19 protein-coding genes are annotated in these 15,136 nt (G+C 39.3%); 7 read left to right on the top strand and 12 right to left on the bottom strand.

The window, feature by feature from the left end; genetic code table 11:
* Positions 1–15: 15 nt before the first annotated feature.
* The 3 genes from OLD84_RS19070 to OLD84_RS19060 are packed head-to-tail and all read left to right on the top strand — an operon-like array spanning position 16 to position 1,110.
* The gene (locus OLD84_RS19070) at positions 16–492 is read left to right on the top strand and encodes a Na+/H+ antiporter subunit E (RefSeq protein WP_209464372.1); all 477 of its coding nucleotides are present in this window, start codon (positions 16–18) and stop codon (positions 490–492) included.
* Positions 492–776: a Na(+)/H(+) antiporter subunit F1 gene (locus OLD84_RS19065; protein ID WP_209464373.1), complete on the top strand. Its 285-nt coding sequence runs from the start codon at positions 492–494 to the stop codon at positions 774–776. The genes OLD84_RS19070 and OLD84_RS19065 overlap by 1 nt, the downstream gene beginning before the upstream one ends.
* Complete coding sequence (locus OLD84_RS19060; protein WP_209464374.1) at positions 754–1,110, top strand: Na+/H+ antiporter subunit G; 357 nt, start codon at positions 754–756, stop codon at positions 1,108–1,110. Before OLD84_RS19065 ends, OLD84_RS19060 begins: the two co-directional genes overlap by 23 nt.
* 240 nt (positions 1,111–1,350) lie before the next feature.
* Here the strand turns inward: OLD84_RS19060 and OLD84_RS19055 are convergent, their stop codons facing one another.
* Entirely contained in the window at positions 1,351–1,953 is a 603-nt protein-coding gene (locus OLD84_RS19055) for a TetR-like C-terminal domain-containing protein (RefSeq protein ID WP_209464375.1), read from the bottom strand.
* A gap of 208 nt (positions 1,954–2,161) precedes the next feature.
* On the opposite strand from OLD84_RS19055, the gene OLD84_RS19050 reads away from it, so the two are divergent.
* Positions 2,162–2,923: an SDR family oxidoreductase gene (locus OLD84_RS19050; RefSeq protein ID WP_209464376.1), complete on the top strand. Its 762-nt coding sequence runs from the start codon at positions 2,162–2,164 to the stop codon at positions 2,921–2,923.
* A gap of 227 nt (positions 2,924–3,150) precedes the next feature.
* On the opposite strand, the gene OLD84_RS19045 is transcribed toward OLD84_RS19050, so the two are convergent.
* A complete protein-coding gene (locus OLD84_RS19045; RefSeq protein WP_245301671.1) occupies positions 3,151–3,585 on the bottom strand; it encodes a VOC family protein in 435 nt (144 codons plus the stop codon).
* 584 nt (positions 3,586–4,169) lie between these two features.
* Between OLD84_RS19045 and OLD84_RS19040 the strand changes: the two genes are divergently transcribed.
* A complete protein-coding gene (locus tag OLD84_RS19040; RefSeq protein WP_209464377.1) occupies positions 4,170–4,508 on the top strand; it encodes a YqzG/YhdC family protein in 339 nt (112 codons plus the stop codon).
* On the opposite strand, the gene OLD84_RS19035 is transcribed toward OLD84_RS19040, so the two are convergent.
* Together OLD84_RS19035 and OLD84_RS19030 are read right to left on the bottom strand one after the other, a co-directional pair.
* Positions 4,501–5,088 (bottom strand): histidine phosphatase family protein, encoded by a 588-nt coding sequence (locus tag OLD84_RS19035; RefSeq protein WP_209464378.1) that lies wholly within the window; start codon positions 5,086–5,088, stop codon positions 4,501–4,503. The two genes, OLD84_RS19040 and OLD84_RS19035, sit on opposite strands and share 8 nt — an antisense overlap.
* 79 nt (positions 5,089–5,167) lie before the next feature.
* The gene (locus OLD84_RS19030; RefSeq protein ID WP_209464379.1) at positions 5,168–5,707 is read right to left on the bottom strand and encodes a GNAT family N-acetyltransferase; all 540 of its coding nucleotides are present in this window, start codon (positions 5,705–5,707) and stop codon (positions 5,168–5,170) included.
* Positions 5,708–5,888: 181 nt separating this feature from the next.
* Here OLD84_RS19030 and OLD84_RS19025 point away from each other — a divergent pair, with 181 nt between their 5' ends.
* Positions 5,889–7,058, top strand: a complete 1,170-nt coding sequence (locus OLD84_RS19025; protein ID WP_209464380.1) for a TraB/GumN family protein — start codon at positions 5,889–5,891, stop codon at positions 7,056–7,058.
* 99 nt (positions 7,059–7,157) lie between these two features.
* On the opposite strand, the gene OLD84_RS19020 is transcribed toward OLD84_RS19025, so the two are convergent.
* Positions 7,158–7,517, bottom strand: a complete 360-nt coding sequence (locus tag OLD84_RS19020; RefSeq protein ID WP_209464381.1) for a Lin0512 family protein — start codon at positions 7,515–7,517, stop codon at positions 7,158–7,160.
* 187 nt (positions 7,518–7,704) lie between these two features.
* On the opposite strand from OLD84_RS19020, the gene dacB reads away from it, so the two are divergent.
* Positions 7,705–9,234, top strand: a complete 1,530-nt coding sequence (gene dacB, locus OLD84_RS19015; RefSeq protein WP_390337019.1) for a D-alanyl-D-alanine carboxypeptidase/D-alanyl-D-alanine endopeptidase — start codon at positions 7,705–7,707, stop codon at positions 9,232–9,234.
* A 25-nt stretch (positions 9,235–9,259) separates the two neighbouring features.
* Here the strand turns inward: dacB and OLD84_RS19010 are convergent, their stop codons facing one another.
* The 7 genes from OLD84_RS19010 to OLD84_RS18980 all read right to left on the bottom strand — a co-directional run bounded on the left by OLD84_RS19010 (position 9,260) and on the right by OLD84_RS18980 (position 15,072).
* Positions 9,260–9,772 (bottom strand): DUF4188 domain-containing protein, encoded by a 513-nt coding sequence (locus tag OLD84_RS19010; protein ID WP_209464383.1) that lies wholly within the window; start codon positions 9,770–9,772, stop codon positions 9,260–9,262.
* Between the two features lie 2 nt (positions 9,773–9,774).
* A complete protein-coding gene (locus OLD84_RS19005; RefSeq protein ID WP_209464384.1) occupies positions 9,775–10,332 on the bottom strand; it encodes a PadR family transcriptional regulator in 558 nt (185 codons plus the stop codon).
* A 266-nt stretch (positions 10,333–10,598) separates the two neighbouring features.
* Complete coding sequence (locus OLD84_RS19000) at positions 10,599–11,420, bottom strand: AraC family transcriptional regulator (protein ID WP_209464385.1); 822 nt, start codon at positions 11,418–11,420, stop codon at positions 10,599–10,601.
* 156 nt (positions 11,421–11,576) lie between these two features.
* Positions 11,577–12,056: a hypothetical protein gene (locus OLD84_RS18995; RefSeq protein ID WP_209464386.1), complete on the bottom strand. Its 480-nt coding sequence runs from the start codon at positions 12,054–12,056 to the stop codon at positions 11,577–11,579.
* Positions 12,056–12,265 carry a helix-turn-helix transcriptional regulator gene (locus tag OLD84_RS18990; protein ID WP_209464387.1) on the bottom strand — a complete coding sequence of 70 codons (210 nt, stop codon included), beginning with the start codon at positions 12,263–12,265 and terminating at the stop codon, positions 12,056–12,058. Before OLD84_RS18990 ends, OLD84_RS18995 begins: the two co-directional genes overlap by 1 nt.
* Before the next feature lie 348 nt (positions 12,266–12,613).
* Complete coding sequence (locus tag OLD84_RS18985) at positions 12,614–14,581, bottom strand: TRAP transporter permease (RefSeq protein ID WP_209464388.1); 1,968 nt, start codon at positions 14,579–14,581, stop codon at positions 12,614–12,616.
* A 5-nt stretch (positions 14,582–14,586) separates the two neighbouring features.
* Positions 14,587–15,072: a DUF1850 domain-containing protein gene (locus OLD84_RS18980; RefSeq protein ID WP_209464389.1), complete on the bottom strand. Its 486-nt coding sequence runs from the start codon at positions 15,070–15,072 to the stop codon at positions 14,587–14,589.
* Positions 15,073–15,136: the final 64 nt, after the last annotated feature.

Genomic DNA, 15,136 nt, shown 5'->3' with positions numbered 1-15,136 from the left:
AAGAGGAGGTTGTGAATGGCTGGTCAATTTCTGTTAAATTTATTTATTTCCTTTTTTTGGATGGTAGTTACGGATGAGCTGAGTTTCTCTTCGTTTATGTCGGGATATCTGGTTGGGATTGTTGTTGTTTTTATATTGCACCGGTTCTTTGGAAGACAATTTTACTTACGTCGATTCTATTCCATACTAAGGTTAACCTTGATTTTTATTACGGAGTTATTATCATCCAGTTTCTATGTTATCAAACATACTTTAAAACCAAAAATCACACTTAAGCCTGGGATATTTTATTATGAAACAGAGCTTGAGGGCGATTGGGAAGTTCCAGCGCTAGCATTATTGCTGACACTGACACCGGGCTCTTGTGTAATGGAAGTAACTCCTGAAGGGAACGCTTTCTACATTCATGCAATGGATATTGAGGAATTACGTGAAAAATTAATACAATCTTTAACTAAATTTGAAAAAGCCATAATGGAGGTGACTCGATAATGATTGAATTAATGCTTGTTACTTCTCTCGTTCTGTTTGGTTTGACAATAGCGATTACACTTATACGAATCATTCTTGGCCCCTCATTAGCTGATCGAATCTTCGGTTTGGATATGATAGGTATCACCCTTATTTCCGTTATAGCTATCGTGTCCATATTACTTAATACGAACGTGTTTCTTGATGTTATACTGATCTTTGGTATTCTGGCATTTATAAGCACGATCGCTTTTGGGAAATACATGGAGAGAGGTGTTATTATTGAACGTAAGCGAGATTCTTGAGTTTCTGTCAGCACTTTTAATATTACTTGGTGCCATTATAAGTGTGATTAGTGCGATAGGTCTCATTCGATTTCCTGATGTATACACTCGTTCACATGCAGCTACTAAAAGTGCAGCGCTGGCCGTGTTGTTAACACTTGTTGGAGCATTTTTTTACTTATGGATAACTCAATCCCTTGTAAGTGTGAGACTTTTACTTGGAATATTGTTTGTCTTTATCACAGCTCCTGTATCAGGACATCTTATTTGTAGAGCTGCTTATCGATCTAATGTAAAGATGGCAGATACAGCAACAGAGGATGAACTGGAAGGTATATTACGTCAAAATGAATAGCTAGTAAAGTAAAACTTCATTCAACCGGGAAAGAGACCCTGTTGAATGAAGTTTTACTTTATCGGAGATGGATATCAAAATGGTTAGGCATATTGATGAAGGATAGGAGCAAGCTGAAATTACTCGAAACGCAAATTAGTTTGTCGATATTTCCCTGGAAATAATGAAACGAACATGCGTATTAGGAGCGTGAGAGGGAGAGTTAGTAGCCAAGCAGGGCAAGCTTGTATTGTGAAATCTTTAATCTGTAGCATCTTTATGGGTTGTTTTGTAGATTACGTTACTTGGCCTATCATCTATTATTTTAATCAATTGTTCGGCCATATATTTGGGTGTATATTGATAATCACCATTTACCCATTCTATTATGATTCCGAATAGTGCATAGGCATAATAACTTGCACGTAAGTCAGTATTTACATCCACACCAGAATTTTCATCTGAAAGATCATGCGTAATAAGAGTTTTGAATACGTCACATATTTTAGTCTGAAATCCTGGTAATGCATGTGAGTTAATGATGGCTGTGTAAAAATTGGCATACGCATCAACGTGTTCAAAAATTTTGACAGATGAAGCAGTTAGGTCATTTATTTTGAATTCATTCGTATTTAAATAAGGGTCTCGATAGGATGTTATCAAGTTGTCGATAACCTCATTAATAATCTCATCTAGTATTTCCTCTTTGTAATAATAGTGTTTATAATAAGTTCCTCTGTTTAAATCTGCAATCGTAACAAGTTCTTTAATTCTAATATTGGCAAGATCTTTTTTTCCCAAAAGTAAAATCAATGCATCTTTTAATGCTTTTTTTGATCTATTAATTCGTCGGTCTACTTTCATAACATATTACCACCTATTTGTTTACTACGTCAGTTATTCAATGATTTAATCTAGTAATGTCTATTAGTAAACATTATATGAGATTTTTGATTATTGCTATCACAATTATAGTACATTATGCTTATTATGAACAATTGATAATTCGCTTCTATCAGTTGATTCTTCTAAGAACTAGGTTTATAAATTCCCAATAAAAGGAGAAATTCTTATGAGACTTGAAGGAAAAGTTGCAATTGTGACAGGTGGAGCTTCAGGAATGGGTAAATCAATTGCAGAATTGTATGCAAAAGAAGGTGCAAAGGTAGTTGTTTCTGATATTAACTTCGAAGGTGCTGATGCAGTAGCTTCTGAAATTAATTCCAGCGGAGAGACAGCTAAAGCTGTAAAAACAAATGTTGCAGAATTAAAAGATATAGAAGATATGGTTGATACAGCTGTTAAGGAATACGGAACACTAGACATCTTGGTTAATAATGCAGGCATCATGGATGGCATGGAACCTGCTGGCGATATTGAGGATGAAAAGTGGGAAAGAATCTTCGCTATCAATACAACGTCAGTAATGCGGGCGACACGTAAAGCATTGCCTATATTCTTGGAGAAAGAAAAGGGTGTAATTATTAACACTGCCTCTACTGGAGGATTAAACGGTGCACATGCAGGTGCTACTTATGGTGCATCAAAACATGCTGTTGTAGGGTTTACGAAGAATACAGGCTTTATGTATGCAAACAAAGGTATCCGTTGTAATGCAATTGCGCCAGGTGGAGTGGAAACAAATATTGGTGCATCAATGAAAAATATTAACGAATTTGGTGCTAGCCGTGCGCAGGTAGCACAATCTGTAATGCCGAGAGCAGGAAAGGCAGAAGAAATTGCGAATGTTGCGCTATTCTTAGCGTCGGATGAATCCAGCTTTGTGAATGGTACCGTTATTACGGCAGATGCAGGTTGGACTGCTGCGTTTTAAATAAACTTTCGTGTTCAATCGGTTTATGAATAAAAAGAACATAAATTTAACGGGTTCAGTTTAGGGTAATTAGCAAGCAAAAAAGCTCAGATTTAATCTGAGCTTTTAAAATATGAAAAGTTACTATTTTATTAAGCAATCGCGTGATAATTGAAGATGAAATTAAAGCCTTTACCTAGGTAAACGGTTCTCGGAAGATGTTATTTAGTCTAATAATACACCAATTATTAATTCTCCTTTTTTTCCTCAAACAGTCGCATGCGTTCTTCAAAACTCACTTCTTTATGTATTTGATGCAGCATCCATTGATAGCCGAAAGGATCGTTGAACATGGCATTTGACACGCCGAAATCAGTCAGTTCAGTCACCGGTTGAAGCTCAGTACAGCCTGCATTCATTGCCTTGGAAAAAGTTCCGTTGATGTCAGGGACCATAATGTTAAACCAAATTGTTTGAGGGTTATCAGGTTTTGGTGCCATCAAATCAAATTCCGGATTTTCATCCAGCATGTGAAAACGCACCCCGTATAGGCTAAAAATGACTTCATTTTCACCTTTGGAGAAATCTGTAACCTCCACACGCTCAACATCAAATATTTTTTCGTATAATTCTAATGCTTTCCTGCTGTCTGTAACAATCATATCAATTTCTACTCCAGTCATTATGAACACACACCTTTTTCAAATTAATAAATATTTTTTTCCTCACCATTTTCTCAGATTATCAATTAAAGTATACCAAAACTCAACACGGTAAATATTGTTTTCTTATTCAAGTATTCTGCTGTTATAGTTTAAGCATACTCCTTCACAATATCCATCTATTTTAACATAGTGATTCCTGGTTTTTGTGGAATTCATCGATTTTAGTAATTATAAGTAGAAATGTCACACTATATCGCAGAGCAATTATCACACATATTGGAATGCATAATAGCAAGGGTACATAAATTGTTCTCCTTTTCTATTATATAGCTAATTTTAAGGACTGACGAATGCCAAGTTTTCTAAGAGGTTTTGATGCATAGATGGGTACTTTCGTGGCAAAATAGTTATGTTTCGTCTGAAGTGAGGCAGTATATTAATGGAACAAGGAATTTTATCAGGCCATGAACATTTAAATTGGCCTAAATAGGACGTTACACGGTTAGGTAGTGTATAGAAAAAAGACACAGATACCTGTTTCATAATCCATGTCTTTACTCATTTACGAATAGATCCTATTTATAAAGGAGAATAATCAGTATATGAAACGATTTTACAAAGCTCTCGTCATTGCCTTATTCGTTATTTCCTTACAATCATTATCACTACATATGCAAGAAACCGCTAATGCGGAAGATGGAGATCCGCCATATGCAAAATGGGGACAACTTGCGATGCAGGAAACGAAAGAGAACTATCCAAACGCTCAAATCGTTGATTATTTGCACGTAGGGAGCCAGTCAGGTGATAATACGACGATTCAAGAATTCAAGTTGTGGTTACAAGAAGAAAGTAGAGAATTTGGTGTTTATATAACGATAGAATTTAATTCAGAAACGGAAGAAGTACTTTCCATTACATTTGAAGAAACCCCTACTTAATATGTTGGTAATTCGTTAGATGGTCGATCTTATTATAATTTTTCACACTCCACTGTTCCTTGTGAAAATTGATATTGCTAATGCAGGCATTCTTTAATGTTGTTTTTCTAGAGCCTATTTCACCTTTAGATATAGTAGATAAAATAGCATTGATTACAGCACCATGTGCAACAAGTAATATTCGCTGATCTGAATAGGTTTGTGCTAATTTATCAATTCCTGCCATGACCCTATTATTAAATAGCTGTCTTTCTTCTTTATTTGGGAATTCCCTGTTTGGATATAAAGTTTGTCTCTCTTCCACAGTCATTCCTTCCGCATCACCGAACGATCGTTCAACAAAGTCTTCCATCTCAACAAGCGGAAGATTTAAATAAGAATTAATAATTTCAGCAGTACGTTTTGCTCGTTTTAATGGACTTGCGATAAGCACGTCATAATCGGAGGGGATCAAAAAAGCCCCACATTCCTCCGCTTGCTGGATACCCTTATTATTTAAAGGGATATTCGTACTTCCCTGTAGCTTTCCTATAGCATTCCAATCTGTTTCGCCGTGTCTGATTAAGCAGATCGTTGTCATTGTAATACCCCCCCATTGATGGTGCCTTATAATAGTCTTACCCAAGCGGCATTCGCATTAAGATCTCTTTAGTAGGATGCTAATCCCACTCATGTGCCAACTTCCCATAAACCAAATGATCTACGTAATGATCATATATCCACTCGGCCTGCCTGATCTGTCCTTCCTTTGTAAAGCCAAGTCTTTCAGGGACCGCCCAGCTACGCTTATTTTCATAGCCAGCTCGAATCTCAACTTTGTTCAGCTTCAGTACATGGAAGGCATAATTCGTCAGCTCGCGGCAGGTGCGCGTCATAATGCCGTGTCCTTGTGCATCTTGTGTGAGCCAATAACCGATATACCCTATTCTATTCGGCCAATCAAAACTATTAAAGCCAGCTGCACCCACAAGCTTACCTTGATAAAATATACCACCAGTTCGTCCGTTTTCCGCTTCGTGCAAACGTAATGTATGTTCAATAAAAGCTCGGGAGTCATCCACCGTTTTCGTTCCATCCACCCAAGAAAGCCACTCACGTAAATAGTCTCTTGAATTATTCGTCTGCTGGAATAATGCTTCTGCATCCCCAACCTCAAATAACCTCAAGTATATATCGTCATCTACTTCAATAAACCACATAAACTCCCACCCACCTTTTTCTAATATATTAACACAAAAACAATCTGAAAAGACGAAAATATAACATTTACGGAAACGGTCGTTGACTATAAAATTCTCCCATTCGACAAAAAGCGGGAAGTGACAGGCACGCTTATCTAGTTTATTATAGAATGAGATGCTCTGAAAAGGAAGGTAGTTTATGTCTGAAGAAAATATTACGCGTATACATATAGATGATAAAGAATTTATTTTAATTGGTACGGCGCATGTTTCCAGAAACAGTGCAGAACAGGTAAAGGAAGTTATTGAAGCGGAAAATCCGGACTCTGTTTGTGTAGAGTTAGATGAAGGAAGGTATAATTCGATAAAGGACGGGAATAAATGGAGGGATATGGATATATTTAAGGTTGTTAAAGAAAAGAAAGCGACTTTACTTTTAATGAATCTTGCCATATCTTCTTTTCAAAATCGAATAGCGAAACAATTTAATATTAAACCGGGCCAGGAAATGATTCAGGGTATTGAATCAGCGGAAGAAGCAAATGCAGAACTTGTACTAGCTGACAGAAATATTCAAACAACCTTTTCTCGTGTGTGGCGTAATATTGGCCTAAAAGGAAAAGCTATGCTTCTTATGCAAGTGATTGCAGGTATTTTCAGCAAAGAAACCATATCCGAAGAAGAAATGGAAAATATGAAGTCACAAGATACATTAAACGCAATGCTTAAGGAGTTTACGGCAAGTTTTCCAAAGTTAAAGACTCCTCTCATCGATGAAAGGGATCAATATTTATCGCAAAAAATCAAAGAAGCTCCAGGAGAAAAGGTAGTTGCTATCTTGGGTGCTGCACATGTTCCCGGCATAAAAGAGGAAATCAACAAAGACCATGATTTAAAACGGTTATCCGAAATTCCAGCTAAATCGAAAGTACCAAAAATTATTGGCTGGGCCATTCCAATCCTGATACTATCGATTATTGCATACACCTTTTATGCAAACCCGTCTGCTGGTGTTCAACAGACAATTAGTTGGGCACTATGGAATGGATCCTTCTCAGCAATTGGGGCAATTATTGCGCTGGGACATCCATTGGCCGTTATCACAGCATTTGTTGCGGCTCCCATAACCTCCTTAAATCCGCTACTTGCTGCTGGTTTTTTTGCAGGTATTGTTCAAACCATGATTCGACGACCAAATGTAGCAGATTTTGAGAGCCTTTCTGAGGATGTTTTTAGTGTTAAAGGGTTTTGGAGTAACAAGGTTACGCGCATCCTTCTGTTGGTTGTCTTAACTAATCTTGGAAGTTCATTAGGAACCTTGATAGGTGGCGCTGATGTTATTCGCCTATTTATCGAAAATATAGGCTGATTTTTTTTGAACAGCCATTTAAAATGAATGATCCGTGTTTTTACGTAATATAATGAATAAAGCCTCTCTTTAATAGAGAGGCTTTATAATACTTATTTCCTAATACCCGACTTCAACGGCAGCATTTACGATATACATCAAGTCATTGTCATCCTGTTTATCTTCCAAAATAATTCCGCTTGATGTCGCCATTCCGCCTTCTGTTAATTCGACCCCAACCGTTCCATATGGGACAGATTCTTTTATTTTTTCTGTGTCCAGCTTGTCGCGGTCAAGGGGTATAGCAAGTTTAATCGTAACTTTCATATTCTTAAGGTTCTGATCAGGAAGGCTTTTCTCAATTCCAGGCATGGAGTTATACCAAATAGCATTCTCCACCGCACGTATCGATGCTTTTGTAATATCCTGTCCATGTACGTCAATGCCTGTACCAGTTTGAATAAATAAAACCTGCTTCATCGTGAACACTCCTTTTAAGTATGGTATCTAGTTTTCTAACATAACCATCTATAGATAGTGGTACCCTGGAGTGAAATATACAAAACACATAATGAAACACGAATAGATTGAACGAGCTATTTATTGGGAAATCATAACTTTTTTATTAGAGAACAGCAATATTAAAAGTTTGGGGGAGCTTATGACCATGAGAAGGAACATGAAGAAATGGCTATTATTTTTCCTTATTGCAGTGGTTGCGTTGCTATTATTTATTGACCAGGAGGATGATTTATTTATCGTGGCAACAGACGAACAGGAAGAAGTAGAAGAGGTCTTTCGTGAAGATGCAACATTACATGAAAAGATAGATACGATTCTGGATGACGAAAAGCTGGACGGAGCGGTAACTGGCGTGAGTATTCGTGACGCGAACACTGGTGACGTGCTCTATTCAGCTGATGGTGACATACGACTGCGTCCCGCTTCCAATATGAAGTTGCTAACAGGAGTTGCAGCGCTGGAAACACTTGGAGCGGATTATCAATTTTCTACGGACGTATTAACGGATGGAGAACAAAAAGGAGATGTCCTGGCAGGTAACCTGTATGTGAGAGGAAAAGGTGATCCTACTCTATTAAAAACGGATCTCGATCAATTTGCTAAGGATTTAAAGGATCAAGGTATCCATGAAATAGATGGAAACGTGATTGCGGATGATAGCTGGTACGACGACATTCGACTTTCTCAAGATTTAAATTGGTCCGACCAACCTTTCCACACGGGTGCCCAAGTGTCGGCACTTACCCTTTCTCCAGATGAAGATTATGACGCGGGAACGGTCATTGTGGAAGTAGTCCCTACCGCGCAAATGGGCGAACAGGCGGAAGTAAGTATTACGCCGAAAACAGATTACGTCACGATTGTAAATAACACCGAAATGGTTGCTGAGACACAAGAAAAGGATATTACCATTGAACGGGAGCATGGATCGAATAACATCATTGTTGAAGGAGAAATTCCTTTGAATGGCGTAGAGACGAAGGCATGGTCATCGGTATGGGAGCCTACAGGGTATGTATTGGATGTTTTTAAAAATAGGTTAGAAGAAAACAGTATAGACATTACGGCAGATTCCGAATTTAAAATGGCTCGTACACCAGAGGATGCAACCCTTTTAACAGCTAAAAACTCCATGACGTTAGAAGAACTGCTCATTCCTTTTATGAAATTAAGCAATAACGGCCATGGTGAAACGTTAACGAAAGAAATGGGGAAAGTTGTACATGATGAAGGAAGCTGGGATAAAGGGCTTGATGTGATTGAAGAAGCGGTAGCGGAATTGGGTATGGATGATAATACGATCATGGTGCGTGACGGATCAGGGATGTCCCATAAGAACTTGATCCCTGCAAATGAACTTTCACAACTGCTTTATACGATCCAGGACAAAAGCTGGTTCCCAAAATTTAAAGACTCCTTGCCAGTAGCAGGAGAATCAGAACGCCTTGTTGGCGGGACGTTGCGCTACCGGATGACAGAAGATCCGACGAAAGGAAAAGTTGCAGCTAAGACAGGCGATCTGAACGGGGTATCGGCATTATCGGGCTATGTTACAGCCGCAGACGGTGAAGAGTTGATATTCTCTATTATGATTAATAATTACATCGGACCTTCAGTAAAGGAGATTGAAGACGCGATTGCGACTGTGCTGATTGGGCATGAATTTGATGAGTAAAACAAAAACAAGGCCTAAGTTACTTTTATAGTGACTTAGGCTTTGTTTGTGCGGCTTCATATTGAACAGACGTTAATCTTTTTTTAGCAGAAAGGTTTTCCGCTGTAACTGGTATACGTTTTGCTGCTTTGCCAAGTCCGTGAAGCGGCATATTCCCGTAGATGGATTCATAATTTCCCTGAGGCACGATGTAGGTTTCATGGTAGATACCGACTGCGTCCGTGTTTCCCACTTTTTGATTGAAATTTTTCCATGCCTTTAAATGCTTTTGGCCTTTCGCGTAAGCAAGCAGATCCTCATCTGAACGCCAATATTGGATCATGACGGTTGTACGGAGTCCAAAAAAACTTTCCATGGATAGAAAACCAAGTTCATCCTTATTCTCGTAAAGCTCTCTGATCATTCCGGGCATCGCGGTAAAAACGGGTAGCCATTTGCCTATCGCACGCCGTTTGTTCACCCGCATTCCAATGAGAAATACAACGATGTCCTGATCATTCTCCGTCGTATACCGGCCTTCATATACGGTTTTTCCCATTCCTATTCCTCCTCCCAATTTTGTATTTGTTGAACCGTATCCGCACACCACTCCATAGCGGCTGCTGTGGTTCGTTTTCCATAATCCAGGGTGAAAAGCCAAAACGCTGCATCTTCCTTATTGAACAACTCAGTAGTTATCATCTTCTCGATTGCATCGTACGTATGATAATGCTCATGCAGTTTCTGTCTATATTGTTCGAGTTGAATGATGGTTGATTGATTGCTTTGGTGCCGACTGAAAAAAAGCTTTAATAACACTTCATTCTTCTCCGTAGCTATTGCGTTTATTGGAGCCTGAAGCCATGTCCGCAGCTCCATCTCCCCCTTTTCGGTAAGAAAATATTCTTTCTTATCTGGCTTACCTTCTTGAGATGTATCTTGGACAGTAGCCAATCCATCAGCAACAAGCTGTTTTAACGTGGGATAAATTTGCCCATAGCTGATTTTCCAAAAGTGATTCAGGCTTTGGTCAATCATTTGTTTTATCGCATAGCCTGTATGGCAGCCTGTCGTGAGTAATCCTAATATGGCGAATTTCGTGTTGTTGGTTTGTTTCATAATGAACACACCCTATCAATATGATATGTATCTTTATGATATATGATACAGGAAAAACGAGAAATGTAAAGTGGTGATGTGATTAAAATAACGGCTAGTCTGTTCAATGCATTTACCAGTGGGTAACGAAAGCATTTCAAAAGATCAAAAAAGCCTAATCCCTCCGTCATTTAGCGAGGAATTAGGCTTATGATTTTGCACAAATGAGTCCAGATTGCTAAATAAGCAAAAGAGGGATCACAAAATCACAAAGAGCCCCGCTCTACCTACTTCTTTTTCTTAACAGGAACCCAAATTTCTGTTTTTGTATCGTCGCCTCTAACAAATTCAGGAGCTTCAGCTAATTCATAACCAGAGGTAGGGAACCACTCGGTATACACGCGCTCCCATGTCGTTAATAATGCATCTGGCATTTCTCCCGTTGCTTTAAATACCGCCCACGTAAGGGATGGGATCTCCAATTTCTCCAGTTCTTCAGGACATTCCTTGGTAGTCGCTGTAGCAATATAGTAATCGACGTCTCCATTCTCTTTTGTCAATGAAACATGTAATGTGCCCGGAAAGTAGGTATTATCGTATGCCTTAACTATTTCCTCGATCGCTTCGAGGCGCTCCCACATTTTCGGATTGAATTCGGATCCACCAGGGACCGTTTCTTTTTTCCCGACCACGGTAAAGGCTTCTTTTTCGACAAATTTGTAATTCATTTCAACATCTCCCTTAATTGCAATGTGGAAGGTCATCCTTGGATAAGCTTTTAATGGAACGTCAGCATTTTTGGCTGAACTAGGAGTTACTTCGTGTAGCGCTTGAAATGCTCTTGAAAATGAATCAGCTGAATTGTAACCATATTTAACAGCTACATCAATTACTCTCATGTTGCTTTCTTTTAAATCAAAAGCCGCTAAGGTCAAACGCCTTCTACGAACATATCCTGTTAAAGATATACCTGCTATGAACGAGAACATTCGTTTAAAATGATGTTCAGAAAAACATGCGATCTTTGCAACCTCTTTGTAATTGATCTCTTCATCCAAATGGTTTTCGATATAGCTTACTGCTGTGTTCATATTTTCAAGCACATCCATTTGAATAACCTCCCTTCCCTTTTAAGAATAACAAGATAACCATTCAATGATCCGATAAAATCTGTTCAGGTTTGTAGGGTGTGTATGTTTTCTAAGAACTCCCGTGAAGTATCAACATCATTCACGGTTAAATTGTTCGTTTCATGTAAAAGCTCATCAATCGGCGTAATTCTTTCTTAGTGACAAGTAAAACACTGTTACTTGAATAATTGGGAAAAGCATTAAAATAACGATAGGATAGGCAGCAAAATAACTAGAAACAAACGGCTGAAATAGCATAAGTGCAGCAAGAAATGGAAATGCAATCATCGTTGAAATATAAGTATCTCGACACGCCTTTGAAGTCAGCGCTTTTTCTCGTTCATCATTCTCTTTCAATTCTGCTGGCAAAAGTATGGCTGCCTTCCATCCCTTTTTTTCCTTTCGTTGTTTTCGGGTTAATACAACCCCAGCTGGTATGCCAACTATTAACAAAAGGATAAGAGGTAGTACATTCAACGATAATGCAAAACCATCTATATTGGGATTATCAATCGTGGATTTAATTTGCGCTGCTGTATCATAAAATGCTACCATTGCCCATCCAAACAAGGCTAAAACCGTTATATTGAATAAATAAATTCCTTTTAATTTCATTATTGTTCCTCCCTTTTCAAATGAAATACCTCTTCAACAGTCAGTTGAAATTCAATACAAATATTCATTGCTAAGAGCAGAGAAGGAATGTAGTCCCCCTTTTCTAATGCAGCAATCGTTTGTCTAGTTACCCCCACTCTTGACGCAAGATCTTGCTGTGTCCATTGAAAACGAGCACGTAATTCTCTTATTCGGTTGGATAGTTGCACATTAATCTCCTTCTTTTCTTTATTTTAAGTTAATTTATGTATATGATAAATCTAACATAATGTTAAGTCAAGTTAACATTATGTTAGGTTATTATTGCTTTCATTTGATTTCTTAACTACTAAATAAAACAAAGCTCTTCCACACAAAAGTGAGAAGAGCTCCATTTCTCTTATTCCGCTATTATTTTTCTACCACACTTGATAATTTCAACATGTTCTATATGATATAGCTGACGCGCATCATTTGAAATTCAGGTATTTCCACCATGAACGGTCTCAAAGGACCCCCATCATGACTGGGACCCTTCGACATGGAAAGTCAAACAGACATGAAATGCAACTTTCATACTAAGACGCGGTTGTTATTTCAGCCGTGCTATGTCGTTTTTTCTTGATGAACTGCACGGTAAAGATGAATAAGAGAATGGCTAAAGCAATAACATCCGTCATTACACCTGGGTAAAGAAACAAGATCCCACCGACCGCCATTAGTCCGCTGAAGAGGAGATTAAGTTTGTAGAGAAAATATCTCTCTGCAGCGATTCCGAGCATAAGTACGCCAAGAATTGCGGATATAATGACGAGAATGCCACTCATCAAAGTCGTGTCAATCAATAGTAACGCTTCGTTGTACACAAACATAAACGGTACAACAAATCCTGCAAGTGCTAACTTCAACGCGTTGAATCCTGTTCGCATTGGCCCGGCACCTGATAGCCCGGCAGCTGCAAAGGCGGCTAGCGCTACAGGTGGTGTAATGTTGGCGAAAATGCCGAAGTAGAACACGAATAAATGCGCCACAATTGGCTCAATTCCAAGTTGAACGAGTGCAGGTGCGGCCATCGTTGCTGTAATGATATAAGCAGGAATACTAGGCATCCCCATTCCGAGAACAATACAGGCAACCATTGTGAATAGAAGGGTTAGAAAGAGACTTTCCCCACCGATAGCAACGATGGCATTGGCCAAGTTAAGCCCGAAACCAGTGATACCGGAAACACCGACGATAATCCCTACTGTGGCACAGGCAATCGCCACACTTATCGTGATGCGGGCGCCTGATTCCAAAGCATCTATAAGATCTCTGAAACTCATACGTGTCGATTTTCGGAACGCGCTAATGAAGATCGTGACGATAATCGTACAAGCAGCAGAGAAAAGAATGGTCGTGCCACTGAAAAATAACATATATAGGAGAAAGAAAATCGGCAATAATAAATGTCCTCGTTCTTTTAGAACATCGGTTAGCTTTGGAAGTTCTGAGCGCGGGATACCCGATAAATTATCTTTGGTTGCGCGTATATGAACTTGCACAAGTATTCCGAGATAAAAAAGCACGGCTGGTAAAATCGCGATTAATACAATATCTGTGTAGGGAATCCCTAGTGTTTCCGCCATAATAAAGGCGGCAGCACCCATAATCGGTGGTAAGATTTGTCCCCCCACAGAGGCGGAAGATTCCACTGCTCCAGCAAATACTCGACTATAGCCGATTTTTTTCATCAATGGGATCGTAAAGTTACCGGTGGTTACCGTGTTTGCAATTGCCGACCCGTTAATGCTTCCGAGAAAACCGGAGGCGATCACCGACACTTTGGCTGGCCCACCTCGCGAACGACCAGTAAGAGCCATAGCTAAATCATTGAAAAGTTGACCCATTCCCGATTTTGCCAGAAAGGCGCCAAATATAATAAAAAGAATAATATAAGTGGATGATACCCCAATCGCTGTACTAAAGATCCCTTCCGTCGTCATGTAAAATTGTTCGGCTAATTGCGGCCAGTCGTAACCTCTGTGCCTGAAAATACCTGGCAAATCTCGGCCGAACATCGCATATGCGACAAACAGAAGTGCGAGAATCGGTAAAGCTATCCCCGTCACACGCCTTCCTGCTTCAAAAACGAGTACAACCAATAATGTTCCCATAATGATGTCCACTGTAATTGGCAAACCACCGCGAGTGACAATTTCTTCATAGTTGACAAACAGATAGATGGTTGATGGAATGGATAAACCGCTTAATGCTATATCATACCAAGGCAAGTGATCTCTTCGTGCTTTCTTCGTTGGTGGAAAAAGAAGAAAAACAAGGATGAGTACGAAAGACACGTGTAACCCTCGATGGACGAGTACTGGCACCGGGGGGCCGGTAAATGCGGTGATCAGATGATAAAGGGAAAATCCCACCGCAATTAGCGTGACGAGAATAACGAGAAAACGGTTGTCAAAGTTTCGAAAGCGTGATTCCGTATCATATTTTTCTAGAACTTCTTGTTGGTTTTTATCTAGCTGTTCATGGCTGCGTTTATTTTTCATCGTATTTACTCTCCCTTCGTGAAAAAGATAGCTGGAAAACGAAGTCGCTCTACTTTCATTTCGATCGGTGTTTGATCAGGAAGTGCTGTTGTTTCGATCTCTTTATCATTATCAATCGTCACCGTAAAATCGGCATCATGAGAGTGAAACCAATTATAAGCCTCATGCTTTTCATTCAGATCAGTGATGACGATAAAGCCATTTTCGACTGTTAAGGTTCCGTTTGTATTTTCTGGTGTTCCTGCGCCATAAGACTGAAATCGTGTTTCAATCATGATCAGATGACCGTCTTCATCCACACGTAGTCGCTCCATCCAAGGCGTATGCTCAACGGAGTGTGTCCAGGTAATCTCGACTTCATCGCCTGCTTCCACGTGCTCTTGGAAATAAACCTCTTCACTAAGCGGAAAAGAAAAAGTGAGGTATGCTTGTCTAGGAAAAAAACACCATATAAATAAGATGATCCCGATGATGGCGATGCCCAGCTTCATTTTATTTTTCATAAAGAATAAGATGAGGGAGCGGCTAACGGCTCCCTCACGCTCCTCATGTTCA

It is taken from the genome of Virgibacillus natechei (genome assembly GCF_026013645.1).
GTDB classification, from domain to species: Bacteria; Bacillota; Bacilli; order Bacillales; family Amphibacillaceae; genus Virgibacillus_L; species Virgibacillus_L natechei.
This window is presented reverse-complemented; position numbering and strand designations above follow the sequence as displayed.